At 69.4% G+C, this 24749-nt stretch carries 20 protein-coding genes; 17 read left to right on the top strand and 3 right to left on the bottom strand.

Translation table 11 applies throughout. From position 1 onward, the window contains the following. Positions 1–18: 18 nt before the first annotated feature. Positions 19–1245 (top strand): heparan-alpha-glucosaminide N-acetyltransferase domain-containing protein, encoded by a 1227-nt coding sequence (locus tag AB4070_RS06235; protein ID WP_441979349.1) that lies wholly within the window; start codon positions 19–21, stop codon positions 1243–1245. A gap of 313 nt (positions 1246–1558) precedes the next feature. Beyond that, a complete protein-coding gene (locus AB4070_RS06230; RefSeq protein ID WP_441979348.1) occupies positions 1559–4768 on the top strand; it encodes a LamG-like jellyroll fold domain-containing protein in 3210 nt (1069 codons plus the stop codon). A gap of 67 nt (positions 4769–4835) precedes the next feature. On the opposite strand, the gene AB4070_RS06225 is transcribed toward AB4070_RS06230, so the two are convergent. Then, a complete protein-coding gene (locus tag AB4070_RS06225) occupies positions 4836–5621 on the bottom strand; it encodes an SDR family NAD(P)-dependent oxidoreductase (RefSeq protein ID WP_441979347.1) in 786 nt (261 codons plus the stop codon). A 105-nt stretch (positions 5622–5726) separates the two neighbouring features. On the opposite strand from AB4070_RS06225, the gene AB4070_RS06220 reads away from it, so the two are divergent. Continuing rightward, the gene (locus AB4070_RS06220; RefSeq protein ID WP_441979346.1) at positions 5727–6356 is read left to right on the top strand and encodes a TetR/AcrR family transcriptional regulator; all 630 of its coding nucleotides are present in this window, start codon (positions 5727–5729) and stop codon (positions 6354–6356) included. Here the strand turns inward: AB4070_RS06220 and AB4070_RS06215 are convergent. Beyond that, on the bottom strand, positions 6353–7120 hold the full coding sequence (locus tag AB4070_RS06215) for a hypothetical protein (protein WP_441979345.1): 768 nt from the start codon (positions 7118–7120) through the stop codon (positions 6353–6355). The two genes, AB4070_RS06220 and AB4070_RS06215, sit on opposite strands and share 4 nt — an antisense overlap. An 82-nt stretch (positions 7121–7202) precedes the next feature. Between AB4070_RS06215 and AB4070_RS06210 the strand changes: the two genes are divergently transcribed. From AB4070_RS06210 to AB4070_RS06175, 8 genes are all read left to right on the top strand, one after another. Continuing rightward, positions 7203–8039 carry an aldo/keto reductase gene (locus AB4070_RS06210; protein WP_441979344.1) on the top strand — a complete coding sequence of 279 codons (837 nt, stop codon included), beginning with the start codon at positions 7203–7205 and terminating at the stop codon, positions 8037–8039. A gap of 90 nt (positions 8040–8129) precedes the next feature. Further along, complete coding sequence (msuE, locus tag AB4070_RS06205; RefSeq protein ID WP_058632391.1) at positions 8130–8699, top strand: FMN reductase; 570 nt, start codon at positions 8130–8132, stop codon at positions 8697–8699. Between the two features lie 34 nt (positions 8700–8733). Continuing rightward, positions 8734–10536: a thioredoxin domain-containing protein gene (locus AB4070_RS06200; RefSeq protein ID WP_441979343.1), complete on the top strand. Its 1803-nt coding sequence runs from the start codon at positions 8734–8736 to the stop codon at positions 10534–10536. Positions 10537–10565: 29 nt separating this feature from the next. After that, positions 10566–11300, top strand: coding sequence for a formylglycine-generating enzyme family protein (locus tag AB4070_RS06195; protein ID WP_441979342.1), 735 nt, complete (start codon positions 10566–10568; stop codon positions 11298–11300). Positions 11301–11464: 164 nt separating this feature from the next. Next, on the top strand, positions 11465–12532 hold the full coding sequence (hisC, locus tag AB4070_RS06190; RefSeq protein ID WP_441979341.1) for a histidinol-phosphate transaminase: 1068 nt from the start codon (positions 11465–11467) through the stop codon (positions 12530–12532). A gap of 11 nt (positions 12533–12543) precedes the next feature. Next, entirely contained in the window at positions 12544–13947 is a 1404-nt protein-coding gene (locus tag AB4070_RS06185; RefSeq protein WP_441980553.1) for an amino acid permease, read from the top strand. Between the two features lie 2 nt (positions 13948–13949). Continuing rightward, positions 13950–14432 (top strand): Lrp/AsnC family transcriptional regulator, encoded by a 483-nt coding sequence (locus AB4070_RS06180; protein WP_282848528.1) that lies wholly within the window; start codon positions 13950–13952, stop codon positions 14430–14432. A gap of 199 nt (positions 14433–14631) precedes the next feature. Continuing rightward, a complete protein-coding gene (locus AB4070_RS06175) occupies positions 14632–15816 on the top strand; it encodes a Cmx/CmrA family chloramphenicol efflux MFS transporter (protein WP_441979340.1) in 1185 nt (394 codons plus the stop codon). Here AB4070_RS06175 and AB4070_RS06170 read toward each other — a convergent pair. Continuing rightward, complete coding sequence (locus tag AB4070_RS06170; protein WP_441979339.1) at positions 15771–17324, bottom strand: dolichyl-phosphate-mannose--protein mannosyltransferase; 1554 nt, start codon at positions 17322–17324, stop codon at positions 15771–15773. The genes AB4070_RS06175 and AB4070_RS06170 overlap by 46 nt on opposite strands. Positions 17325–17386: 62 nt before the next feature. On the opposite strand from AB4070_RS06170, the gene rsmI reads away from it, so the two are divergent. The 6 genes from rsmI (at position 17387) to AB4070_RS06140 (ending at position 24733) form a co-directional block, all read left to right on the top strand. Next, a complete protein-coding gene (gene rsmI / locus AB4070_RS06165; protein WP_441979338.1) occupies positions 17387–18214 on the top strand; it encodes a 16S rRNA (cytidine(1402)-2'-O)-methyltransferase in 828 nt (275 codons plus the stop codon). Further along, positions 18211–19323 (top strand): LacI family DNA-binding transcriptional regulator, encoded by a 1113-nt coding sequence (locus AB4070_RS06160; RefSeq protein ID WP_441979337.1) that lies wholly within the window; start codon positions 18211–18213, stop codon positions 19321–19323. Before rsmI ends, AB4070_RS06160 begins: the two co-directional genes overlap by 4 nt. A gap of 118 nt (positions 19324–19441) precedes the next feature. Further along, the gene (locus tag AB4070_RS06155) at positions 19442–21121 is read left to right on the top strand and encodes an ABC transporter substrate-binding protein (RefSeq protein ID WP_441979336.1); all 1680 of its coding nucleotides are present in this window, start codon (positions 19442–19444) and stop codon (positions 21119–21121) included. Further along, positions 21118–22098 (top strand): ABC transporter permease, encoded by a 981-nt coding sequence (locus AB4070_RS06150; protein WP_441979335.1) that lies wholly within the window; start codon positions 21118–21120, stop codon positions 22096–22098. The genes AB4070_RS06155 and AB4070_RS06150 overlap by 4 nt, the downstream gene beginning before the upstream one ends. Then, entirely contained in the window at positions 22095–23009 is a 915-nt protein-coding gene (locus tag AB4070_RS06145) for an ABC transporter permease (protein WP_045262889.1), read from the top strand. The genes AB4070_RS06150 and AB4070_RS06145 overlap by 4 nt, the downstream gene beginning before the upstream one ends. After that, positions 23006–24733 carry an ABC transporter ATP-binding protein gene (locus tag AB4070_RS06140; protein ID WP_441979334.1) on the top strand — a complete coding sequence of 576 codons (1728 nt, stop codon included), beginning with the start codon at positions 23006–23008 and terminating at the stop codon, positions 24731–24733. Before AB4070_RS06145 ends, AB4070_RS06140 begins: the two co-directional genes overlap by 4 nt. Positions 24734–24749: the final 16 nt, after the last annotated feature.

Raw genomic sequence — 24749 nt, 5'->3', positions numbered from 1 at the left:
GCCCCCTACGATCATGGGGTGATCACCCCTCTCGCTCCCGTCCAGTGGTTCCGAGAGTTCGGGCGGCCGCCGCGCATCCTCGGACTCGACGTCGCCAGAGGATTGGCGATCCTCGGCATGGCCGGAGCACACATCGGGGAGACAGAGGCGTTCGACTGGCTCGACCCCTCGACGTGGACCGACCTGGTGCACGGGCGCTCCTCGATCCTGTTCGCGGTGCTCGCCGGTATCTCGATCGCCCTGATGACCGGACGCAGCGCCGGTCCCGACCGTGAGCGGATTCCGAGCATCCGCCTGCAGTTGATCGGTCGCGGTGCGGTGATCTTCGTGATCGGGCTGGCACTGGAGATGCTGAACACCCCGATCGCGGTGATCCTCACGCTCTACGGTCTGCTCTATGTCGCGGTCATCCCCTTCCTGCGCTGGCGGCCCTGGCAGCTGTTGAGCGCCAGTGCGGTGCTCGCCCTGCTGGGCCCGTCACTGCTCGCCTTCCTGAACGCCGTGATGCTGAACCCCTACGGTTCCGGTATCGGGTTCGTGCTCTACGGCACGTATCCGATCACGGTCTGGATGGCCCTGGTGCTCGCCGGCATGGCGTTCGGTCGCCTGCACGTCGAGCGGCTGCGCACGGCGGCGGTCGCGCTCGGGATCGGGTTCGTGCTCGCGGTGATCGGCTACGGCGTGGGCGGGATCGGCCAGGCCGCGGGACTCACCGGGGGCTTCAGCAGCAGCTCCTTCGCCGACGGCGGCTCGTTCTCCGACGGCGGCTCGTTCTCCGACGGCGGCTCGTTCTCCGACGGCAGTTCCGGCAGCGTCGTCGCCCCGCCGTCCGGGTGGGAGGGATATCCGCAGGCGCTGACGGAGGCAGATCCCCTCCGTGCCGTGCTCACCGCGGTCTTCGCAGTCGAACCGCACAGCGGCGGCACCGCGGAGATCCTCGGATCGGGCGGCTTCGCGCTCGTGGTCATCGCGCTGTGTCTGCTGCTGAGCAGGCCGCTTCGCTGGGTGCTGCTGCCACTCGGCGCGCTCGGCTCCATGCCTCTGACGGCATACAGCGCTCACGTCCTCTCCGTCGTGCTGGTGGCCGGGCCCGGAGGGTTCTTCTCGAGCAACGCCTTCTGGGCGGCCACCGCGCTCGGACTGCTGCTTCTGACGACGCTCTGGTCGATGTTCGTCGGACGGGGCCCGCTCGAACGCCTGGTCGGACGAGGGGCAGCGGCGATGGCGGCGGTACCGCGGCGCTGATCCGGCCGGCGTCGAGCGTTCCTCCGGATCCGGAGGCGCGATGTGTTACCGTGGATGCGCAACGCCTGTCTGGCGTCTGCGACCGACCGGCATGGCTGGTCGGACTGGGGAGTTTCGAACTGGGGAGTTCACACCACCGCGTCGCGGCGATCTTTCGCCGCCTCGATGTCGTCGAGCGCGCGGGGGATGATGACGCCGCGTTCGGGACAGCATCGACTGGGGAGTCACGGTGGGGAACACGAGTTTCGGGCGACGGACACGTTTCGGGCGACGGACACGTTTCGGGCGACGGACAAGAGGTGTCGTCGCATCAATGCTGACGGCCGGCCTGCTGATCGCGGGTCTATCGGGTGTGGGAGCGACGGCTGCCGCCGCGGCCGAGGTGCCGCCGACGATGCCGCCGCAGTTGCAGCGCGACGAGAACGTGGTGACGTCGGACCCGATCCCGACCGTTCAGATCGACAACGGCTACGTATGGGCGCAGACCACGATCGGCACCACGGTGTACGCGGTCGGCAAGTTCGACAACGCGCGCGAGCCGAAGGCGGCGCCCGGCACAGCCCTCACCGCCCGTTCGAACGTGCTGGCCTACGACATCGTCTCGGGCGCCCTGTCCTCGTTCGCTCCGACGGTCAACGGCGTCATCAAGGCGGTCGCCGCATCTCCGGACGGATCCCGCATCTACATCGGCGGCTCCTTCAACAAGGTGAACGGGAAGGACCGCTGGAACTTCGCGGCGCTCGATGCCAAGACCGGTGAGCTGGTCCCGCAGTTCGCGCCGTCGATCGGCGGCAGCGGCGTGTACGCGATCACGACCGACGGGTCGAACATCTACCTGGGCGGTCTGTTCACCCAGGCCAACGGCGTCGCCCGGAAGAACCTCGCGGCCTTCGACCAGAAGAACGGAGCGCTCCTGAGCTGGGCCCCGCAGGCCGACCGCCAGGTCGACGCCCTCGTGATGGACCCGGCGGGCACCAACGTCATCGTGGGCGGGCGCTTCTCCGCGGTGAACGGCAGCAGTCTGCGCGGTTCCGCGGCGGTCGACAAGACCACGGGTGCCGCCGACACGGCCTGGGGCATCTCCAAGGTCGTGAAGAACAGCGGCAGCAGCAGCAACTCCGGCATCTTCGCGCTCGCCACGGATGCGAACACCGTCTACGGCACCGGGTGGAGCTGGGCAGGCGGGGGCAACCTCGAGGGCACGTTCGCCGCTGAGGCCGGCACGGGGGCGGTGCGGTGGATCGCAGACTGTCACGGTGACCACTACGGCGTCTACTCGACCGGCAAGGTGGTCTACACGACCAGCCACATGCACTCCTGCAACACGATGGGACTCCAGCCGCAGAAGAACCCGGCGGTGTACCAGTACGCCGAGGCCTACACGGCCGACGCGCGCGGAACCCTCTCCGCGAACACCTACTCCGGGTACGCCAACTGGGCCGGTACGCCCGCTCCGTCGCCGTATCAGTGGGCGCCCGACTTCGCGGTCGGCACCACGAGCGGCCTCGGCCAGGCGGGTCTGTCGATCACGGGCGCGGGCGACATGATCTCGATCGGCGGAGAGTTCCGCTCGGTGAACAACGGGCAGTTCGAGGGAATCGTGCGCTTCTCCACGAATCCGCCCGGCGGCGCGAAGGACGGGCCCCGGCTCTCCGATACGGCATGGAAGCCCACAGCGGGTACCTCGCCCGTCCCCGGCAACGCCCGGGTGTCGATCCCCACGAACTGGGACCGGGACGACCTGACGCTCACCTATGAACTGCGCCGGGCCGGTGCCGCCGAGCCTGTGGCCACCGCGACAGCGGACGGCACCTGGTGGAAGCAGACGACGGTCACCCTCGACGACCCGACGGCGACTCCGGGAGCCACACAGAGCTACACGGTGGTCGCGAAGGATCGCGACGGCAACATCGCCACGAGCGCGAGCGTGAACGCGAAGGCCACGGCGGGCACCGCCTCGGCCTACTCGAAGAAGATCCTCGCGGACAAGCCCTCGCTGTACTACCCGATGGGTAACGTCTCGAAGGACTGGGCCGGATCGAACAACCCGGTGAGCGGCACGGGAGCCGCAGCCTCGTCGTCAGGCGTCGAGAACAGCGGCACCGGCTCGACCACGTTCAACGGCACCACGAACGGGCGGGTGTCGTCCGATGCCAAGGCGCCGGTGTCGAGCGAGTTCTCCTCGGAGATCTGGTTCCAGACCACCACGAAGACCGGTGGCATGCTCATCGGCTCCGGAGCGGCCAAGACGGGGAGCTCCGCGAGCGTCGACCGGCAGCTGTACATGACCAACAGCGGCACCCTGACCTTCGGCGTCTCTGCCGGACAGGCCCGCGCCACCATCGCCGGAGACAAGGCGCTGAACGACGGCGTCTGGCATCACGCGGTCGTGTCGCAGGGCGCGGCCGGGATGAAGCTGTACGTCGACGGCGAGCTCGTCGCGTCAGACGCCGCGGTCACGACATCCAAGACCGACCCCGCCTACCTCCGCATCGGGGGAGACGCGCTCACGGGCTGGCCGTCTGCTCCCTCGTCGAACTACTTCAAGGGATCACTGGACGAGGCCGCGGTGTACCCGCTCGCGTTGAACGCGGACCAGGTGCGCTCGCACTTCCAGCTGGGCAAGGGCCTCAAGGCTCCGACGGCGGCCTTCACGGCCCAGGCGACCGACCTGACCGTCGCGGTCGACGGGTCGGGGTCCACCGCTGACGGTGCGGCGTCGGTCAGCGGCTACGCGTGGGACTTCGGTGATGGCGCGTCGGCGGCCGGCGCGACGGCGACGCATGACTACGCGGCGGCCGGCACCTACACCGTGCGGCTGACCGTGACGGACAGCAGTGGACTGTCGGCGTCGAGCGAGAAGCAGGTCGTGGTGACCGCTCCCGTCGTGGCCGATGTCGTGGTGGCATCCGACGGGTTCGACCGTGCGGTGGAGTCCGGCTGGGGCGCCGCTGAGGTCGGCGGCGCGTGGACGCCCATGCAGGGCAAGTCGACGGCGCTCTCGGTGGCCGACGGCGCCGGAGTGATCGACCTCGTCGCCGGGCAGACCAGGGAGATGCTGTTGGACGATGCGTCGGTGCGGGATTCCGCCACCGCCATGTCCTACACGCTCTCCGGCGGCCCGGAGTCTGGCACCGTCTACGTCGGTGCGGGTTCGCGGCGCAACGCGGACGCGGGCTACCGCGCCCTGGCGTGGCACCGCGCTGATGGGGCGACCTGGGTCGTGATCCAGCGCAACGGGACGGCCATCGCGAGCGCCGCTGTGCCGGGGCTGACCTGGAGCGCCGGCACCGTGTTCCATCTGTCGACCGAGACGACCGGGTCTTCCTCGACGACGATCCGCGCCAAGGTGTGGGCCGACGGGCAGCCGGAACCGGCGACGTGGCAGGTGTCCGCGAGTGACGCGACTGCGGCGCTGCAGAGCGAGGGCTCGCCCTCGGTGTTCTCCTACCGGGCCGGCACCGCGACCGGCACGAACATCGTGCGGGTGAACGAGGTCAAGACCACCCGGATCGGTGACTGAGCAGCTCGCGCGCTGAGCGCATGCGCAGAGGGGGCACCGGCATCCGCCGGCGCCCCCTTTCGTGCTCTCAGAAGTGGGTGCCGCCGTCGATGCGCACCTCGGTGCCGGTGATGAAGGCGCCGTCTTCGCTCGCGAGCATCGCCACGACCCCGGCGACCGATTCCGGTCCGGCGAAGCCCTCGCCGATCGCGGGTGCGAGCTTCATGAACAGGCTCATGTCGGCGTCCGCGGGCAGGCCGGGGCCGTTGCTCTGGTTGCTCCGTCCGGACCCGTCCGTCATGCCGGACGAGATCGATCCCGGCTGCACCGCGGTGAAGCGGATGCCGCTCTTCGCGTACTCCGCTGCGAGCGCATGGGTCATCGACTGCACGCCGCCTTTGCTGGCTGCATAGGCCGCCATGTAGGGGTGTGCGAATCCGGCCGAGGTGGAGCTGAAGTTGACCACGGCGGCCGAGGAGCCCTCCTGCAGGGCGGGGATCGCCGCGCGGATGACGAGGAACGTGCCGATCAGGTTGATGCGGATGACCTGTTCGAACTGGTCGAGTGTCGTCTCGTGGGTGTGCGAGGACCGCAGGATCCCGGCGGCGTTCACGAGTACGTCGAGTCCGCCCAGAGCGGCGACGGCTTCGGCGACGCCCGCGGCAACGGAGGCCTCGTCGGCGATGTTCATGGTGACGGTGGTGAGGCGTTCGGCGAGCGGCCCTGCCTTGGCGACCGTGTCGTCGAGGCCTTCGGTGCTGACGTCGGCGGCGACGACGCTGCCGCCTTCCCGGAGCATCCGCAGCACGGTGGCCTGGCCGATGCCCGACCCTCCTCCGGTGACGAGAGCCCGACGTCCTTCATAGCGGTTCATGATCTTCCCTTCGTGGTGGATATCGGCAGGATATGCCTGTTTGGCATGTTGTGCCACTTAGGCTCAACCTGTCGAGGTGCGGATCTGTTCCCGTACGCTGTGACGGTGGAGACCTCGAACCTCACCGAGCGCCGCAAGGCCGCGACCGAGCGTGACATCGCCGCCGCTGCGGCTGTGCTGTTCGCCGAGCAGAGCGTGGCGGGCGTCACCGCCGAGCAGATCGCGGCGCGTGCGGGCGTCTCGGTGCGCACGTTCTACCGGTATTTCGCCCGCAAGGAAGACGCGATAGCGCCGATCCTCAGCGTCGGCGCGCAGCGGTGGCAGGAGGCCTTCGCGCAGGTCGGAGAGGGGGCTCTGCGTGAGCAGATCCCGGCTGTGATCGAGGCGCAGCTCGCCGAGGGGCAGTCGGGCGAGGGGCAGTCGGGGGAGGAGCAGTCGGGAGCGGGCGTCGCCGACGGGCTCGAGCTCGACACGATGCTCGGCGTGCTGCGAGGACTGGAAGACGACACGGCGATGCGCGACGTATGGCTGCGCGTCAACGACGACTCCGAGCGTCGACTGCGTGCGATCCTCCGGGAGCGGGGGATCGCGGTGTGGGATGCCGCTCTGCTCGCCGCGGTCGCGACCGCCTCCATCCGCGTCGGGCTCGAGCAGTGGGCGGCGGATCCCGACGGCCCTCGTCCCGCCGCGCGCGCGGTCGCAGCCTTCCAGGCGATGTCGCGGGGAGTCGCCTAGAGCGGGAGCGCGAGATACAGCCGGTAGGCGCTCTGGTCGGCGAAGCTGTCGGCAGCGTTCGCCGGAGCTTCGACGATGTACAGGCGGCCAGGGGTGTGCGGCTGCGACTGGGCGTCCAGGTGCCACACCACGCGGCTCACGATCGCGCCGTCGAAGTCGTACCGGGTGCCTGACCCGTCGTCGAACACCTGTTCCGTGTACGTGGGGTCGCCGATCCTGGCGCGGAGGTCGACGGCAGCCTGAGCCGCCTCCTCATCCGAGGGGAACTGCAGCACGACCAGGGTGGCGCGACCGGCATCGGAGCCGAACACCGCGGTCGCCGCATCGCGCGAGCCCAGGTCGTTCGGAGTGTCCGTCCACTCGCCTTCGAGCTTCCATTCGCCGGCCGCGGTTCCGATCTCGGCGGTGGCTGCGGCGCAGAGCTCGCCGCACCCCGTCGTCACACCGGCCGCGGTCGGCGTCGCGGAGTCCTCCGGGGATGAGGAGGCCGACGGCACCGCCGATGAGTCTCCGCGTCCCTCACCGATCTCGGCGCGCAGACCGGCAGCGAGAAGGAGATTCGTCGCGATCGTGCCGAGGAGCAGGGCGGCGGCGATGACGATGACGAGGATGATGATCGCCCGACTGCGTCGCCTGGTGGCCACGACGATCCGCGTCTCGTCATCCGTGGAGTCCTGCGCATCGAGATCCCGCGCATCGGCCGCAGGCGTCGGGGGCGGTGGCGGGAGGTACTGCTCGCCGCTCGGGGCGTCGCGCTCGTTCATCGACCCCAGCCTACGGAAAGAAGGTCGGCGGAACCCCTCGGAACCCTGTCCCACCTGTCATCACAGGTCATAGGCTGGAGACATGACGATTCCTGCACTCGAACTGAACGACGGCAACTCCATCCCCCAGCTGGGCTACGGCGTCTTCAAGGTGCCGCCGGCAGAGACCGAGAAGGCGGTGAGCGAGGCTCTGGAGATCGGCTATCGCCACATCGACACCGCCGCGATCTACGGCAACGAGGAGGGCGTGGGTGCCGCCATCGCTTCCTCGGGCATCCCCCGTGACGAGCTCTTCATCACGACGAAGCTCTGGAACGACCGTCACCACGACGACGAGCCCCGCGCGGCCATCGGCGAAAGCCTCGAGAAGCTCGGCCTCAAGAAGGTGGACCTGTACCTGGTGCACTGGCCCACCCCGGCCAAGGACGACTACGTGCACGCGTTCGCGAAGCTGATCGAGCTGCGCGAGGAAGGGCTCACCCGCAGCATCGGCGTATCGAACTTCTTGGTGCCGCACCTCGAGCGCACCGTGAAGGAGACGGGCGTGGTGCCGGCAGTGAACCAGATCGAGCTGCACCCGGCGTACCAGCGCCGCGAAGAGGTCGCCTGGGCCGACGCGAACGACGTGCGCATCGAGGCGTGGGGTCCGCTCGGCCAGGGCAAGTACGACCTGTTCGGCATCCCGGCCGTCGCGGATGCCGCAGCGGCCCACGGGGTCACGCCGGCGCAGGCCGTGCTCCGCTGGCACCTGCAGAAGGGCATCATCGTGTTCCCGAAGTCGGTGCGCGCCGAGCGCCTGCGCGAGAACCTCGACGTCTTCGGCTTCGAGCTGACCGACGCCGAGATCGCGGCGCTCGACGCGCTCGACCCGCTCGACGGCTCCGGCCGCGTGGGCTCGCACCCGGACGAGGTCAACTGACCCGGTCGGGTGCGACGGAGCCTCCGGGCCTACATGACGCCCCGTGTCGCCTCGCGCGACACGGGGCGTCGTCGTGAGTACCGTCGAGGCATGACAGCTCCGTACCGTGTCGTCGCCGTGTCGGGATCCCTGCACGAGCCCAGCAAGACGACCGCCCTCGTCCGCGCGATCACGGCCGCCATCGCCGAGCGGGCCGACATCGAGTCGCAGCTCATCGAGCTGACGCAGATCGGACCGGGGCTGGCCGGCGCGCTGCAGCGGGACCAGCTGCCGCCGGAGGTCGAGGCGCAGTTGCAGGCGATCGAGTCCGCCGATCTGCTGATCGTGGGCAGCCCCGTGTATCGGGCGTCGTTCACCGGGCTCTTCAAGCACCTGTTCGACTTCGTCGGTCAGTACGACCTGGTGGGAAAGCCGGTGCTGCTCGCCGCGACGGGCGGCGGCGAGAAGCACGCGCTCATCATCGAGCACCAGCTGCGTCCGCTGTTCGCCTTCTTCCAGGCGCTCACCCTGCCGCTCGGCGTCTACGCCAGCAACACCGACTTCGACGGCTACGAGATCACCTCCGAGGTGCTCGAAGCCCGCATCGCGCTGGCCGCCGAGCGTGCGCTGCCGCTGGTGGGGTACGCGGCCTCGCGTCCGGTCGAACTCCTCGTCGGCTGACCGCAGTCGCCACGCGCGGCGTAGCGTGGACGCTATGACCAATCGGCTCGCGGACACCCTCAGCCCCTACCTGCGCGCACACGCCGACAACCCGGTCGACTGGCACCCGTGGGGCGAAGAGGCCTTCGAGGAGGCCCGGCGGCGGGACGTGCCGCTGCTGATCTCCATCGGCTATTCCACCTGCCACTGGTGTCACGTGATGGCGAGGGAGTCGTTCGCCGATCCCGTCACCGCTGCACTCATCAACGACGGCTTCGTGGCCGTCAAGGTCGACCGTGAGGAGCATCCCCAGGTCGACGGCGCCTACATGGCCGCGGCCTCGGCCTTCACGCAGAACCTGGGTTGGCCCCTGACGGTGTTCGCCACGCCGCGCGGCCGCACCTTCTACGCCGGCACGTACTGGCCGCCGGAGGCCCGTGCGCCGCTGCCCGCCTTCCGTGACGTTCTCGCCGCGGTGCGGGAGGCCTGGACTCTCCGTCGCACTCAGGCCGAGGAGTCGGCGGATGCCGTGACGGACGCGCTCGCCCGAGCCGCGGAGTCGGTGCCGTCGGACGTCCCGGATGTCGTTGCGATCGCGACGGCGGCGGAGGCGATCGCCCAGCGGGAGGATCGGCAGTTCGGAGGCTTCGGCGGCGCGCCGAAGTTCCCCGTCGCCACCACGCTGCGGTTCCTACAGCATCCCCTCGTGCGAGAAGGTGCGCCGGAGGCGTCTGCCGCGGGTGCGCGGGCGCTCGCCGCGATGGCTGCTTCCGACCTTCGCGACGCCGATGGCGGGTTCTTCCGCTATGCGACCGGGCGCGACTGGACCGTGCCGCACTACGAGCGGATGCTGACCGACAACGCGCAGCTGCTCGACATCGCGCGTGACGGGGGAGACGAGCGGACCGTGCGAGGTATCGCCTCGTTCCTGACGGGCGTGCTCCAGCGTGACGACGGGGGATTCGGCGCGGCGCAGGATTCGGAGTCGACGATCGACGGCGTGCGCTCCGAGGGCGGGTACTACCTCCGCCCGGTGGCCGAGCGCACGGGCCTGGAGCCCCCGGCCGTCGACGGCAAGGTGATCACCGGATGGAACGGACTCGCGGTCGGTGCCCTCGCCCGCGCCGGGGCCGCGTACGGAGAACGGACCTGGATCGATGCGGCTGCCGCCGCGGCCGACCACGTGCTGCGCATCAACCGGGATGCCGAAGGCGCCCTCGTGCGCGCGTCGCTGGATGGACGGGCATCGGCTGCGGTCGCGACCGCAGCCGACCTCGGCCTTCTCGCCGACGGCCTCTTCGCGCTCGCGCTGGCGACCGGCGAGGCGCGCTGGGCGATCACGGCCCGTGGCATCCTCGACGACGTCCTGTCGGGAGCCGGAGGCGACGACCCCCTGCTGTCGGCGCAGGGCATCGCGACCTCGCCCGACCAGACCGACGGCGATCTGCCGTCGGATGCCGCGGCGGTCGCGAGCGCCGCCCTGACCGCGTGGTGGCTGGGCGCGGGGGATCGATATCGGGAAGCCGCCGTGTCGACCGTGAGCGCGCTCGCCGTGCGGTCTCTGGAGCAGCCGTTCGCCCACGGCACCCTGCTGCGGGTGGCCGCAGGCCTCGCAGTTCCGCCGCGTCAGCTCGTCGTGGTCACCGAAGCTCGTGACAGTGCCCTCGCCGCCGCAGGCCGAGGCGCTGACGCCGAGGTCGTCGCGGTGGTTACCCCGGACCAGGCGCGGGCATTCGCGGATGCCGGGTTCGAACTGTTCGAGGGCAAGGACACGTCGACGGAGCGCGCCTACGACTGTCGGGCGTTCGTGTGCCGCCTGCCGGTCACCGATCCCGCCGAGGTGTCGGTCGCACGCTGACCATCACCTGGAACCGAGGAGGACTGTGCATGGCCGTGTCGCAGATCGAGTGGATCGACATCCCCGCCGGGGACCTGCAGCGGGGGACGCCGCTCGACCAGGTCGATGCCCTCGCCGAACGATACGCCGATACCGGCGTGCCCCGCGCCTGGTACGTGAAGGAGACTCCGCGAGCGCGGATCTTCGTCCCTGCCTTCCGCCTCGCACGTACCCCGGTGACGGTCGCACAATGGGCGGTGTTCGCCGAGTCCATGCACGCCCGCGCCATCCCCGGGATCGACGATCATCCGGTGGTCGGGGTGTCCTGGGATGAGGCGACCGCCTATGCCGCGTGGATCGGGGCAGAGCTCGGAACGGACGCACGTCTGCCGACCGAAGACGAATGGGAGCGCGCAGCGCGTGGCGACGACACCCGTGAGTTCCCCTGGGGTGACGAGTACGGGACGGGCCGCGCGAACCTGTTCGATCTCGGGCTCGGCACGACGACGCCCGTCGGCTCGTTCCCCGACGGCGCGAGCCCGTTCGGCGTGCTCGACATGGCCGGCAACGTCGATGAGTGGACGTCGACCCTCTACGCGCCGTATGCGGGGTCACCCGCAGAGGTTCCCGTCGTCGAGGACTGGGCTGCCGATCCGCACATCACACGCGGGGGCGCATTCCGTCACGACGTGGACCTCGCCCGGTGCGCGCGGCGCCATGGAGCCTATGAGGCCGACCTGGTCGCGGTCGGCATCGGCTTCCGGCTTGCGGCAGCGGCCCGCTGAGTCGTTCCTCCGCCTTCCGCTGTGCAGTGTGTCCAGCCCATCCCGAGGTGCGGGCGCTCGATTGCGCGAGATGCGCAGCTTCCGGTGCGCCGATTGCCCAGTGGCCGGATTCCGTTCTAGTGTTGCGCGACACCTCACCCGATCACAGCAAGGACGCTCTGACGATGCCCCTTCCCACTCGCGCCGGACTCGACGCCGTTCCCGCGTACCGCCAGGGGCGCTCCGCTCCGGCCGGTGCTTCCAAACTCTCCTCGAACGAGTCTCCGCACCCGCCGCTCCCGTCGGTCGTCGATGCCGTGCGTGAGCGCCTCCACGGCATCAACCGCTACCCGGACATGAGTGCCGCGAAGCTGCGCGAGCGACTCGCCTCCCGCTACGGTGTCGACGTCTCCGAAGTCACCGTCGGTGCGGGGTCGGTGGAGATCGCCGCCCAGCTCATCCACGCGGTCGCCGGTGACGGCGACGAGGTCGTCTTCGCCTGGCGGTCGTTCGAGGCGTACCCGTCGCTCGTCCGCATCGCCGGGGCGACGCCCGTCCCGGTGCCGCTCGACGCAGACCACGCTCACGACCTGGACGCGATGCTGGCGGCGATCACCCCGCGCACCCGCCTGATCTTCGTCTGCAATCCGAACAACCCGACCGGCACCGTCGTGGGAGCCGACGCGCTGGAGCACTTCGTGGCCGCGGTGCCGCACGACGTGCTCGTGGTGATCGACGAGGCCTACGTGCATTTCGACCGCACCGAGAGCAGAGGAGCCGGCATCGAGCTGTTCCGACGCCACCCCCACGTGGCCGTGCTGCACACGTTCTCCAAGGCCTACGGGCTCGCCGGGCTCCGGATCGGCTACGCCATCGCGCCGGCCGCCGTCGCCGAGAACCAGCGCAAGGTGGCGGTGCCGTTCGGCGTGACCGACCTCGCCCAGACCGCTGCCCTGGCATCCCTCGACGCCGAGGCGGAGCTCGCGACGCGTATCGACGAGGTGGTCGCCCAGCGCGACCGCCTGTACGACGTGCTCACCGCCGCCGGATGGCCCGCTGTCCGCTCGCAGGCCAACTTCGTCTGGGTGCCCGCCGGGGACCGCACATCGGAGCTCGAACGACTGCTCCAGGAGGGCGGTGTGGTCGCGCGCGCCTTCCGGGGTGAGGGCATCCGCATCTCCTCGGGCTCCGTCGATGACATCGACCGGGTGGAGTCCGCCCTCGAGACCGAGCTCGCCGAGGTGAACGCATGACCGATGGACGCATGACCAACGATCCCGTGACCGAGGTGCCCACCACCACGACGACCACCAAGGGCCTGCACCCGGGGCTGACGCGTCGTCAGATCTCGATGATGGGACTCGGCGGCGCGATCGGCGCCGGCCTGTTCGTCGGCTCGGGCCAGGCGATCAGCATCGCGGGGCCCGCCGTGCTGGTGTCGTACCTCGTGGCCGGCGGCATCGTCGTGCTCGTGATGGCGATGCTGGCCGAGATGGTCGCGGCGAGGCCGAGCTCCGGCGCGTTCAGCTCGTACGCCCAGAAGGCGATGGGCCGCAGCGCCGGCAGCGCGGTGGGCTGGCTGTACTGGATCCAGCTGGTCGTGGTGATCGCGGCCGAGGCGACGGGCGCCGGCGCGATCGTGGCGAACTGGACCCCCGGGATCCCGGCCTGGGTGTGGGTGCTGATCTTCGTCGTAGCGCTCACGGCCGTGAACCTGTTCGGCGTGCGCAACTACGGTCGCTTCGAGTTCTGGTTCGCGGCGATCAAGGTCGCGGCGATCATCGCCTTCCTCGTCGTCGGGGTGTGCGCGATCGTCGGCCTCATCCCGGGCGTGCCCGGTACCGGCATCTCGAACCTCGTCGACAACGGCGGGTTCGCCCCGAACGGCATCGCGGGCATCGCCGGTGCGCTGCTGATCGTGGTCTTCGCGTTCGGCGGCACCGAGGTGGTCGCCATCGCCGCCGCCGAGTCGAACGACCCCGCGCGCAACATCCGCCGTATCGTCCGCGAGGTGCTCGTGCGCATCATGGTGTTCTACGTCGGGTCGATCTTCGTGATCGTGGCGGTGCTGCCGTGGAACGATCCCGCGGTGAAGGCCGGCCCGTTCTCGGCGGTGCTCGAGACCCTGAACGTGCCGGGCGTCGGCCTCGTGATGGACCTGATCGTGATCATCGCGCTGCTCTCAGCCATGAACGCCAACATCTACGGCGCCTCCCGCATGGCGTACTCGCTGGGGGAGCGGGGCCTCGCTCCTCTGGCCGCGACCCGCACCAGCCTCAAGGGCGTGCCGTTCGTCGCCGTGCTGGCCTCGGTCGCCTTCGGCTTCGTCACGGTCGGACTCAACTGGGCGTTCCCCGACGTGGTGCTGCCGGCCCTGCTCAACGTGGTCGGCTCGACGCTGCTCGTCATCTGGACCGCGACCGCGGTGGCGCAGATCATCCTCCGCCGTCGTGCGGATCGCGCAGGCGACGAGATGCCGATGCGGATGTGGGGCTTCCCCTGGCTGTCGTGGCTGTGCCTGGTGCTGCTCGCTGCGGTGATCGCCCTCGCGATGCTCGACGAGGCCGCCCGCATCCAGCTGCTGCTGACACTCGGGCTCACCGCCGTGCTCCTCCTCGTCGCCCGCGCGACCAGGAGCGTGGCGAGGCCCGGCGTCCCGCGGGAGTGACGATGCGCATCGATCGCCTCGACGCCCAGCTCATCCGGCTGCTCACGGAGTCGCCGCAATTGCCGATCCTGGAGTGCGCGCGGCGGCTCGGCATCGCGCGGGGAACGGCGACGAGTCGACTCGCGCGCCTGCACGAGGGCGGGGTGATCGAGGCGATCGTGCCGCGCATCGACCCGGCCGGGTTCGGGTACGGTGTCGTCGCCTTCTGCCTGGTCGAGATCGATCAGAAGGTCGGGCATGACGAGGTGGCGACGGCTCTGGCCGACGCCGTCCCCGAGATCGTCGACATGCACACCGTCACCGGAGCGAGCGACATGCAGCTGCGACTGGTGGCGCGCGATGCCACGCAGCTGCAGGAGGTGCTCGACCGGGTCGCCCTGGTGCCGGGGGTCGCCCGCACCGCGTCGTCGATCGCGATGCGCACGCACCTCTCCGGTCGAGTGCTCCCTCTGGTCGAACACGTCGCGACGGACGAGATGCCGTAGCGCGCGGTAGAGTTCGAACATGTCGAGTCCCGAGTCAGACGAGTCGGGGGCCGTCGGTCACACCGCCGGCCCCGTGCACTGATAGCGACGACCCTGTAGCTGCGCCTCCCCGCTGCGGAGGTGCAGATCGGTGCATCCCCGGATGCCGGCCGTGGTGACGAGAAGCCCCCTTCTTGATCTCTCACCTCGGAGTACTTCCATGCCCTCTGCTCTCTACCTGCTCGCCCTTGCCGTCTTCGTCATGGGCACATCCGAATTCATGCTCGCGGGTCTCCTGCCCGCGATCGCCACCGATCTCGATGTCTCCGTCGGCACGGCGGGACTGCTCACCTCGGCCTTCGCCGTCGGCATGGTCGTGGGCGCGCCGACAATGGCGGCGTTCGCCCGCCGATGGCCGCCGCGACGCACGCTGGTCGCCTGCCTCGTGCTGTTCGCCGGGTGCCACGTCATCGGAGCACTGACTCCGATGTTCCCGGTGCTGATCCTCACCCGTGTGCTCGCGGCCCTCGCCAACGCGGGATTCCTCGCGGTGGCTCTGCGCGCGGCGACCGCCATGGTTCCGGCCGACCGGAAGGGGCGGGCCCTGTCGATCCTGCTCGCCGGCACCACGGTCGCCACGGTCGCCGGAGTGCCGGCCGGCTCCCTGCTCGGCTCGGCCCTGGGCTGGCGGACGACTTTCTGGGCGGTGGCCATCCTGTGCGCTCCGGCGATCATCGGCGTCGTGCGCGGCGTCCCGAGCGCGGTGGGCTCAGCGCAGCACACCGCAGCCTCGCCGAGCCTCCGCGCAGAACTCCGTCAGCTGGCGACGCCGATGCTCCTGCTGCCGATGGGCATCGGTGCGCTGATCAACGGCGGCACCTTCGCGGCCTTCACCTTCCTCGCCCCCGTCGTCACCGAGACGGCGGGTCTTGCGGAGATCTGGGTGTCGGCGGCGCTGGTGCTGTTCGGTATCGGTTCCTTCCTCGGCGTGGCGCTCGCCGGCCGGCTCTCCGACCGACGTCCCGGGCTCGTGCTGTTCATCGGCGGACCGCTGCTGCTGACGGGCTGGGTCGTGCTGGCGGCGTTCGCCTCCGCCCCGGCCACGCTCCTCGTGCTCGTCTTCGTGCAGGGCGTGCTGTCCTTCGCCGTCGGGAGCACGGTGATCACCCGCGTGCTCTACGCCGCATCGGGTGCGCCCACGATGGGTGGCTCGTACGCCACGGCGGCATTGAACGTCGGCGCGGCCGTCGGGCCGGTGCTCGGGGCGCTCGCGCTCAGCGCGGGGTGGGGGTTGCTCGCCCCGATCTGGGTCGCGTCAGGCCTGACAGCCGCGGCTCTCGCGATCCTGCTGCTGACGCGTCACACCCAGCCGGGCAGCCAGTTGTGCAGCAGCCAGAAGTCGTAGGGCACGCTCATCCCGGTCCACAGGGGCAGGAAGAACGCCGACACCAGCACCACGAAGGCGAGGAAGATCATCACGGTGCGCTCGCCCGACTGCCGTCGGTGCAGCGGATCCTCGCGTCTGCCCGCGATGATCCGCAGCGTCATGGCGAGAGCGATCACCAGGAACGGCATCATGACGACCGTGTAGAACTGGAAGATCGTGCGCTCGGGGAACATGAGCCAGGGCAGGTACGTCACAGCGAGGCCGACCAGGGGAATGCTCAGCTCCGGGCCCACGGGCTGCTTCGTGATCCAGCCCCGCACCAGGCGGTACAGCAGGTAGATCGATGCCGCGACGCCCGCGTACCAGATGAGGGGATTCGGGATCGCCGAGATCACGCCGATGCAGTGGTCGGTGCCGCAGCCCGTGGGGTCGGAGTCGACCCAGACGGCGGTGGGTCGCAGCAGGAACGGCCACTCCCATGCGGCGCTCGCATACGGGTGCCCTCGGGTCAGACCGACGTGGAAGCCGAGCATCGACTCGTGGTACTTCCACAGGGCGATCAGCGGGTTGGAGTCGCTCTGCCGGTCGTACCCTCCGGCCGTCACGAGCCATCCGGTCCAGCTGACCAGGTACACGGCGAGAGCGGGGAAGACGAGCAGCACGAACGAGACGGGACCCTGGCGGAACGCGGCGGCAGTCGGCCACAGGACCACTCCGGCGCGGCGCCGCGCGAGCGCATCGGTGATGACGACGTAGAGGCCGAAACCCGCGAGCACGTACAGGCCCGACCATTTCACGGCCGAGGCGGCCCCGAGCGCCAGCCCTGCGGCGACGAGCCAGGGGCGACGCCAGAGCACCGGCCCCCAGAACGGGTCGGGACGATCGGGGTCGCGTCTCTCGAGCACGGGTATCGTGCGCTGCCGGTCGATGATCACGAAGAGCACGCCCAGCAGCACGAAGAAGGTCAGGATGCCATCGAGAAGGGCGATGCGGCTCATCACGATGCTGAGACCGTCGATCGCGAGCAGCGTCCCCGCCACGCTCGCGACGACGACGGATCCGCTGAGGCGGCGGGCGATCAGGTAGACCAGCAGCACCGATCCGGTGCCGAGCACCGCGGTGGCGAGGCGCCATCCCGCACTGTTGTCGGGCCCGCCGATCGCCATCCCGAGCGCGATGAGCCACTTGCCGAGCGGGGGGTGCACGATGAACGCGCCCTGTTCCGACAACGGCAATTGCTGCAGAGTGACGAACGCATCGTTGGCCTTCTCACCCCAGGTGCCCTCGTAGCCCAGAGTCCACAGCGACCAGGCGTCTTTGACATAGTAGGTCTCGTCGAAGGCGAGCTGGTGCGGGTGGGCGACGTTGATCAGGCGCAGGAGCGCGGCGATCGCGGTGATGACGAGGGGTGCGAGCCAGCGGATCGCGCGTCCCCAGTCCGGATCCCGCAGCAGGCGATCGCGGAGCTGCCCGTAGCGTGTCGACCGCTCGGGGGGAGCGGGGAGCAATGGTTCGGGCGCGGTCACCGGTCCAGCCTAGACAACGTGCCTTCTCGTTCCGCTGCATCGCGCCCGCCTAAGCTGGGCGGGTGATCATCCTCGCCGCCACTCCGATCGGAAATCTCGGCGACGCGTCTCGTCGCCTCGTGGAGGTGCTGGAGAACGCCGAGGTCGTCGTGGCCGAGGACACCCGCACCACGCAGCGGTTGCTCAAGGCGCTGGAGATCGACAACAGGCCGCGCCTGATCGCCCTGCACGACCACAACGAGAAGCAGAAGGCCGCGGAGCTGGCAGCGCTCGCCGCGGAGACCGACATCGTCGTGATGAGCGATGCCGGTATGCCCACCGTGAGCGATCCGGGGTACGGGCTCGTCGCCGAGGCGGTCGCTCAGGGCGTGACGGTCACCGCGATCCCGGGTCCGAGCGCGGTGCTGATGGCATTGGCGATCTCGGGCCTGCCCACCGATCGCTTCACATTCGAGGGCTTCCTGCCGCGTAAGCCGGGGGAGCGGCGCTCGACGCTTCGCGCCCTGGCGGCCGAACCCCGCACCATGGTCTTCTTCGAGTCGCCGGCACGTCTGACCAGCGCCCTGGCCGACATGGGAGCCGCATTCGGCGACGAGCGGCGCATCGCCGTGTGTCGCGAGCTCACGAAGTTCTACGAGGAGGTGCGTCGCGGCACGGCGTCTGAACTCGTCGCGTGGGCGGAGGGCGGCGTCAAGGGCGAGATCGTGATCGTGGTCGAAGGCGCCTCCCGCCGCGATGCCTCTCCGGAAGACGCCCTCGCCCAGGTGCAGACGCTCGTCGCGGACGGCGTCCGCCTGAAGGACGCCGCCTCCGAGGTCGCCGCCCTCACCGGTCTCTCCTCCCGCGACCTCTACCAGGCGGCTCTCGCCGCCCGCTCCGGAGGAGCGTGACCGTGAGCAAGGCGGCGACCGTGTATGACGTGGCCGATCGGGCCGGCGTCTCGATCGCCACGGTCTCGCGCGTGCTGCGCTCGCCGGACGCCGTGCGTCCGGTCACGCGGGAGCGCGTGCTCGATGCCGTGACCGCTCTCGGGTACGTCCCCAGCGGCAGCGCCCGCGGACTCGCCGAGCGGCGTACGGGCGTGCTCGGGCTGTACTTCCCCGGCTTCGACGCCGCGGAGGATGCCCCGCCGCTCGACGCGCTCTCCGCCGCCGAGGAGGACGCGCCTCCCTTCGCGATCGTCCACGAGGAGGACGAGGCGGAGAGCGGGCACACCTCGATGCTGTTCCTCGACGAGGTGCTGCGCGGCGCCGAGCTCGAGGCGTGGAAGCAGGGTTTCGTGCTGATGGTCGGGGTCGGCCGCGACGATCCGGACCGTTCCACGGTGCGGGACATGGCTGGTCGGGTGGACGGGCTCATGGTGCTCGCGAGCAGCGTGCCGGACGACGTCCTGGCCCGACTGGCGCGACGCATCCCCGTGGTGGTGCTCTCCGGTCCGCCGCGCGGAGATCACTACGACCACGTGACCGTGAGCAACGCCGAAGCCATGGCGGAGCTGACCCGGCACGTGCTCGGGCAGGTGGGAGACGGGCGGCTCGCCTTCCTCGCGGGGCCGGCGGACTCTCCCGACGGCCTGCAGCGCTGGGACGGCTTCGCCGCCGCGGTGGCGGGAGGGGGACGGAGCCTCGACGAGGTGACGGTGCTGCGGGGCGACTTCACGAGGGCATCGGGTCGCCGGGCAGCCGAGGATGTTCTCACTGCGGGTACGCCGGCTGCGCTGATCTGCGCGAACGACCAGATGGCGCTCGGAGCGCTCGACGTGTTCCGCGGAGCGGGCATCCGCGTACCCGATGACATGCTCGTGACGGGCTTCGACGGCATCGAGGCCGCCGCCCTCTCGCAGCCCCCGTTGACCACGATCCGCCAGCCGATGATCGACCTCGGACGCGCGGCCGTGCAGGTGCTGGCCCGCCGTCTCGAGCACGCCGAAGCGGAGCCCGTCGTGGCCCGTCTGCCGTTGCAGATCCTGCTCCGCGAAAGCTCTCAGCGCCCCGTCTGACCGGCCGGAAGCGCTCGCCGCGCCGGTGTCAAGGGGTTGCGATCGAAAAATGTATGCGCTTACAATCTGGAGGGCGGCGTCGGTCGCCGGTCATGACAGAGACGACATGAGGTGGCAGATGTCAGAGGGCACAACGCCGAGAGGGCGCGTGATGCAGCGCTGGCGCAGAGCGGCGATCGTGGGCCTCGCGGCCGTGGCGGTCGCACTCAGCGGCTGCAGCATCCAGATCACATCCCAACCCGATCCCTCGATCGGTGCCGACACGATGCTGATCAACGCCGACAAGGGCAACCCGTTCTTCACGAAGAACTTCAACCCGTATCTCACCAACACGCGGACCGCGTCCCGGTGGATCTACGAGCCGCTGATCCTGATCAACCCGCTCGACGGCACACAGAACCCCTGGCTCGCCTCCGAATGGACGCAGCCGGACGCCCGCACCATCGTCATGACGATCCGCGATGGCGTCACCTGGAGCGATGGGGAGGACCTGACGCCCGAAGACGTGGCGTTCACCTTCCAGCTGCTCAAGGACAATCCGTCCCTCGACATCAAGGGTGCGTGGCAGCACCTCGACAGCGTCGAGACCGACGGCAGCGACGTCATCCTGCACCTCAAGACCGAGGACGCTCCGTCGCTGTCCATCCTCGGACAGACCATGATCGTCCCCGAGCATCTCTGGGCCGACGTGAAGGATCCGGGCACGTACCGCAACGAGAACCCGGTCGGCACCGGGCCCTTCGTGCTCGGCAACTACAACGACCAGCAGTACTCGATGGACAAGAACCCCGACTACTGGCAGGCCGACTCGATCGAGATCGAGCACATCGTCCTCCCCGCCACGAACTCCCAGCTCGACACCGTCACCCGCGGCTACGACTGGGCCTACTCGTTCATCTCCGACGTCGAGGGCACCTGGGGTGCGGCGAGCGAGCACAACAGCTGGTGGTTCCCGCCTGGCGGCGTGATCGCGCTCATGCCGAACCTGGAGGTGGCCCCCTTCGACGACGTGAACGTGCGCCGGGGCATCGCTCTCTCGCTCGACCGCGACGAGATCGCCGAGACGGCATCGGAGGGCTACATGAAGCCGGCCGGTCAGACCGGACTCATCCTGCCCAACCAGGAGCAGTACCTCGACCCGAGTATCCCCGACCAGGGCATGATCACGCAGGACAGGGACGCAGCGCTCGCCGCCTTCGCCGAGGCGGGGTACACACTCGACGGCGACAGGCTCGTCGGGGCCGACGGCCAGCAGCTCGAGTTCGCTCTCACCACCGCCAACGGCTACTCCGACTGGACGCGCGCGGCGCAGACCGTGCAGAGCCAGCTCGCCGCGGTCGGCGTGAAGGTCACCCTCAAGCTCCCGCAGCCCGCGGGCTATCAGAGCGCGATCAGCAACGGCGACTTCGAGATGGCCATCGGCGGCATGGGCAACGGCGATATTTACCAGGCGTACAACAACCTGCTCTCCAGCGAGTTCTATGTGCCGTCCGGCGAGGCCACGGCGAACAACTTCGAGCGCTACAGGTCACCCGAGGTCGATGCGCTGCTCGCCGAGTACCGCGAGACCGTCGACACCGCTCGCCAGACCGAGATCGTCAAGGAGCTGCAGCGCATCGTCTACGACGAGATGCCCGTGATCGGCCTCTACTACGGCGGCATCTGGGGACTGTTCAGCGATGCCAAGTTCACCGGCTGGCCCAGTGAGGAAGACCCGTACATGATCCCGCAGAACTACGACTCCGCGCCGCTGGGCATCTTCACCCGGCTGAAGCGAGTACAGGAGGGCGACAAGTGAAGTACGTGCTCCAGAAGTTCGGCCTGTTCGTGCTCACCCTGTGGGCCGCGGTCACCCTGAACTTCTTCCTCCCGCGGATGATGCCGGGCTCCCCGGCGGACGCCGCCATCGCCAAGCTGTCCCAGAACGGACCGGTGTCGGATGCGACGCGCGCCGCCATCGAGGCGCAGCTGGGTGTCCCCACGGGGTCGCTGTGGGATCAGTACATCGCCTATCTCGGTCAGGTCGTGCGGCTCGACTTCGGCGTCTCGTACACGTTCTACCCGCAGTCGGTGTCGAGCATGGTCTCGACGGCGTTCCCCTACACGATCGGGCTGGTCGGCATCGTCACCGTGCTCGCGTTCGTGATCGGCACGCTGATCGGCGTCGCCGCCGCCTGGCGTCGAGGCACGTGGCTCGACACGCTTCCGACGCTGACCGGATCGTTCCTCAGCACGTTCCCGTACTTCTGGACGGCGCTGCTGCTGCTGTTCTTCTTCGGCTACGTGCTGCACTGGTTCCCGACCACCGGCGCCTACTCCGCGACCACGACGCCCGGGTTCACCTGGGAGTTCCTCGGCGACCTGATCAGCCATGCGTTCCTCCCGGCTCTGACGATCCTGCTCACCTCGCTCGGCGGCTGGATCATCGGAATGCGCAACGCCATGATCAACACCCTCGGCGAGGACTACATCACCTTCGGCGAGGCCAACGGTCTGCGGGGGCGTACGATCGCCCTCCGGTACGCGGCCCGCAACGCGATCCTGCCGAACCTCACCGGCTTCGGGCTCACGCTCGGCGGCGTGGTGGGCGGATCGATCCTCGTCGAGCAGGTCTTCGGCTATCCCGGCATCGGATACCTGCTGTTCAACGCCGTGATCGGGCAGGACTACCCGCTCATGCAGGCGCTCTTCCTGATGATCACCGTGAGCGTGCTCATCGCCAACTTCCTCGTAGACATCCTCTACGGGGTTCTCGACCCGAGGACTCGCCGATGACCTCCACCATGAACGTCAAGATCCCCGCCGAGCGCATCGCCGCGCCCAGCCCGTGGCGCGCCTTCGGACGCATGGTCGCCACGCTCTGGAGCAACGGCAAGGCTCGGCTCGGGCTGTGCATCCTCGCCTTCTTCGTGCTGGTGGCGGTGTTCGCCCCTCTCCTCGCCCCGTACGGCGCGAAGGACAACGGCTTCGAGCGCAACGCCGACGCCTCCTGGGAGCACTGGCTCGGCACGACCGCTGCGGGGGAGGACGTGCTCAGCCAGCTCATCTACGGCGCGCAGGTCAGCCTCCTGGTCGGCTTCGCCGCTGGCATCCTGTCCACGATCGTGGCGGTGCTGATCGGCCTCAGCTGGGGCTACATGCGGGGATTCCTCGGCGAGGTGATCGGCTTCATCGTCAACCTCTTCCTGGTGATCCCCGGCCTGCCGCTGATGATCGTGATCGCCGCCTACCTGCAGAACGGCGGCATCCTGATGATCATCGCGGTGATCGTCGTGACCGGTTGGGCGTGGGGTGCGCGTGTGCTCCGCAGCCAGACCCAGTCGCTGCGGGGGAACGACTTCGTCACCTCGGCGCAGTTCTCGGGCGACAGCAGGACGCGCATCGTGTTCCGCGAGATCCTGCCGAACATGACCTCGATCATCGCGGGCACCCTCTTCGGTGCGGCTACTGCGGCGATCCTGGCGGAGGCGGGGCTGGAGTTCCTGGGCCTCGGCGACTCCAGCATCGTCAGCTGGGGCACCATGCTCTACTGGGCGCAGAACTCCAACTCGCTGCTCACCGGACAGTGGCTGCTGCTGTTCGCCCCCGGTCTGTGCATCGCCCTGCTGGCGCTCAGCCTGACACTGATCAACTTCGGCGTGGACGGCATCTCCAATCCGCGCCTGCGAGAGGGGAAGGGGCGATGACCGCCATGACGGAGAACATCGACGTGCGCGAGAGCGACATCCTGCTGGACGTGCAGAACCTCTCGGTGGAGTACGCCTCGCCGGGGACGACGCCGGTCACCGCGGTCGAGAACGTCTCGTTCTCCCTCCGCCGTGGGGAGTTCGTCGGACTGGTCGGCGAATCCGGCTCAGGAAAGTCCACGCTCGGGTTCGCCCTCACGCGACTGCAGAAGCCGCCGGCACGGATCAGCGCAGGACGCATCCTGTTCGGAGGACGCGACATCCGGGAGCTCGACGCCGAGGAGCTGCGCCGTCAGCGTCAGGGCGGGTTCGCCATGGTGCTGCAGTCGGGCATGAACGCGCTCAACCCGGTGCGCACGATCGGCAATCACTTCCGCGACATCTTCGCCGCGCACGGGCACGTGCCGAAGGACGCGCGCGAGGCGAGGGCTCAGGAGCTGGTGGGCAAGGTGGGCCTCGATCCCTCGGTGCTCGCCCGTTATCCCGGCGAACTCTCCGGCGGCATGCGCCAGCGCGCCTCGATCGCCCTCGCGCTCTCGCTCGAACCGCAGCTGATGGTGTTCGACGAGCCCACCACGGCACTCGACGTGCTGGTGCAGCATGCCGTGATGGACACGATCAAGGACCTGCAGCAGGCCGAGCGCTTCACCGCGATCCTGATCAGCCACGACCTCGGCATCGTGCTGGAGGCGACCGACCGGGTGATGGTGATGCACGAGGGGCACATCGTCGAGGACGCCAGGAGCATCGACATCCTGGAACGCCCGCAGGACGAATACACGCGGATGCTGCTGAGCCACTACGCCGACCCCCGAGCGGAGAAGATCGAGATCCCCGGATTCCTCGACGCGGGCACCCGGCGTCGTGAGGGACGTTCGCGCACCGACGTCACCGAGACACTGCCGACCGTGTCGTCGCGCGACACCCGTCGGGCTGATGCGGCGATCGTGGTCGAGGGCGTCTCGAAGCACTACCCCGCACCGCGTCGCGGGCAGAGCGCCGTCACCGCGGTCGACGACGTGTCGTTCCGGCTGGAACCGGGGGAGTCCCTCGCCCTGGTCGGCGCATCGGGTTCGGGCAAGTCGACCATCGCCAAGATGCTCACCGGGGTCGAGAAGCCCACCTCCGGCACCGTCCGCTTCGGGGACACCGACGTGGCGACGCTCAAGCGCCGCGGTCTGCGCGATCTGCGCAAGGACGTGCAGATGGTGTTCCAGGATCCGTACGCGGCGCTCAACCCGCTGCACACGGTCGAGTACGCCCTGACCCGGCCGGTCGTGAACTACACGAAGCTGCGTGGTCCGGAGGCCAGGGCCCGCGTGTTCGAGCTGCTCGAGACCGTCGGCCTGACGCCCGTCGAGCAGTTCGCGGCCAAGCTGCCGCACCAGCTCTCCGGAGGACAGCGACAGCGCGTGGTGATCGCCAGGGCGCTCGCGAGCGACCCGCAGGTGCTGATCGCCGACGAGCCGGTCTCGATGCTCGACGTATCGCTCCGCGCCGGAGTGCTGGCGCTGCTGGAGGATCTGCGCGAGCGGTGGGGCATCAGCATGCTCTACATCACGCACGATCTGCTGAGCGCACGTCTCGTCACCGAGAACATCCTCGTGCTCAACAGCGGCCGGGTGGTCGAGCGCGGTGAGACCTCCCAGGTGCTGCAGCACCCGGAGGACCCGTACACGGTCGAGCTGCTCGACGCCGTGCCGAACCCCGCCCGCGCCCGCTGACGCGCGTACGACGCCT

It is taken from the genome of Microbacterium sp. 2RAF4, from assembly GCF_052115285.1.
Lineage (GTDB): Bacteria > Actinomycetota > Actinomycetes > Actinomycetales > Microbacteriaceae > Microbacterium > Microbacterium oxydans.
Note: the sequence above shows the minus strand (reverse complement) of the source record. Positions and strands in the feature narration are given on the sequence as shown.

Coding starts and splice junctions, on each gene's coding strand:
- AB4070_RS06140 (WP_441979334.1), top strand. CDS start 23,006: ATGACCGCCATGACGGAGAACATCGACGTGCGCGAGAGCGACATCCTG.
- hisC (WP_441979341.1), top strand. CDS start 11,465: ATGCCCCTTCCCACTCGCGCCGGACTCGACGCCGTTCCCGCGTACCGC.
- msuE (WP_058632391.1), top strand. CDS start 8,130: ATGACAGCTCCGTACCGTGTCGTCGCCGTGTCGGGATCCCTGCACGAG.
- AB4070_RS06215 (WP_441979345.1), bottom strand. CDS start 7,120: ATGAACGAGCGCGACGCCCCGAGCGGCGAGCAGTACCTCCCGCCACCG.
- AB4070_RS06180 (WP_282848528.1), top strand. CDS start 13,950: ATGCGCATCGATCGCCTCGACGCCCAGCTCATCCGGCTGCTCACGGAG.
- AB4070_RS06210 (WP_441979344.1), top strand. CDS start 7,203: ATGACGATTCCTGCACTCGAACTGAACGACGGCAACTCCATCCCCCAG.
- AB4070_RS06195 (WP_441979342.1), top strand. CDS start 10,566: ATGGCCGTGTCGCAGATCGAGTGGATCGACATCCCCGCCGGGGACCTG.
- AB4070_RS06200 (WP_441979343.1), top strand. CDS start 8,734: ATGACCAATCGGCTCGCGGACACCCTCAGCCCCTACCTGCGCGCACAC.
- AB4070_RS06225 (WP_441979347.1), bottom strand. CDS start 5,621: ATGAACCGCTATGAAGGACGTCGGGCTCTCGTCACCGGAGGAGGGTCG.
- AB4070_RS06185 (WP_441980553.1), top strand. CDS start 12,544: ATGACCAACGATCCCGTGACCGAGGTGCCCACCACCACGACGACCACC.
- AB4070_RS06230 (WP_441979348.1), top strand. CDS start 1,559: ATGCTGACGGCCGGCCTGCTGATCGCGGGTCTATCGGGTGTGGGAGCG.
- AB4070_RS06175 (WP_441979340.1), top strand. CDS start 14,632: ATGCCCTCTGCTCTCTACCTGCTCGCCCTTGCCGTCTTCGTCATGGGC.
- AB4070_RS06155 (WP_441979336.1), top strand. CDS start 19,442: ATGTCAGAGGGCACAACGCCGAGAGGGCGCGTGATGCAGCGCTGGCGC.
- AB4070_RS06145 (WP_045262889.1), top strand. CDS start 22,095: ATGACCTCCACCATGAACGTCAAGATCCCCGCCGAGCGCATCGCCGCG.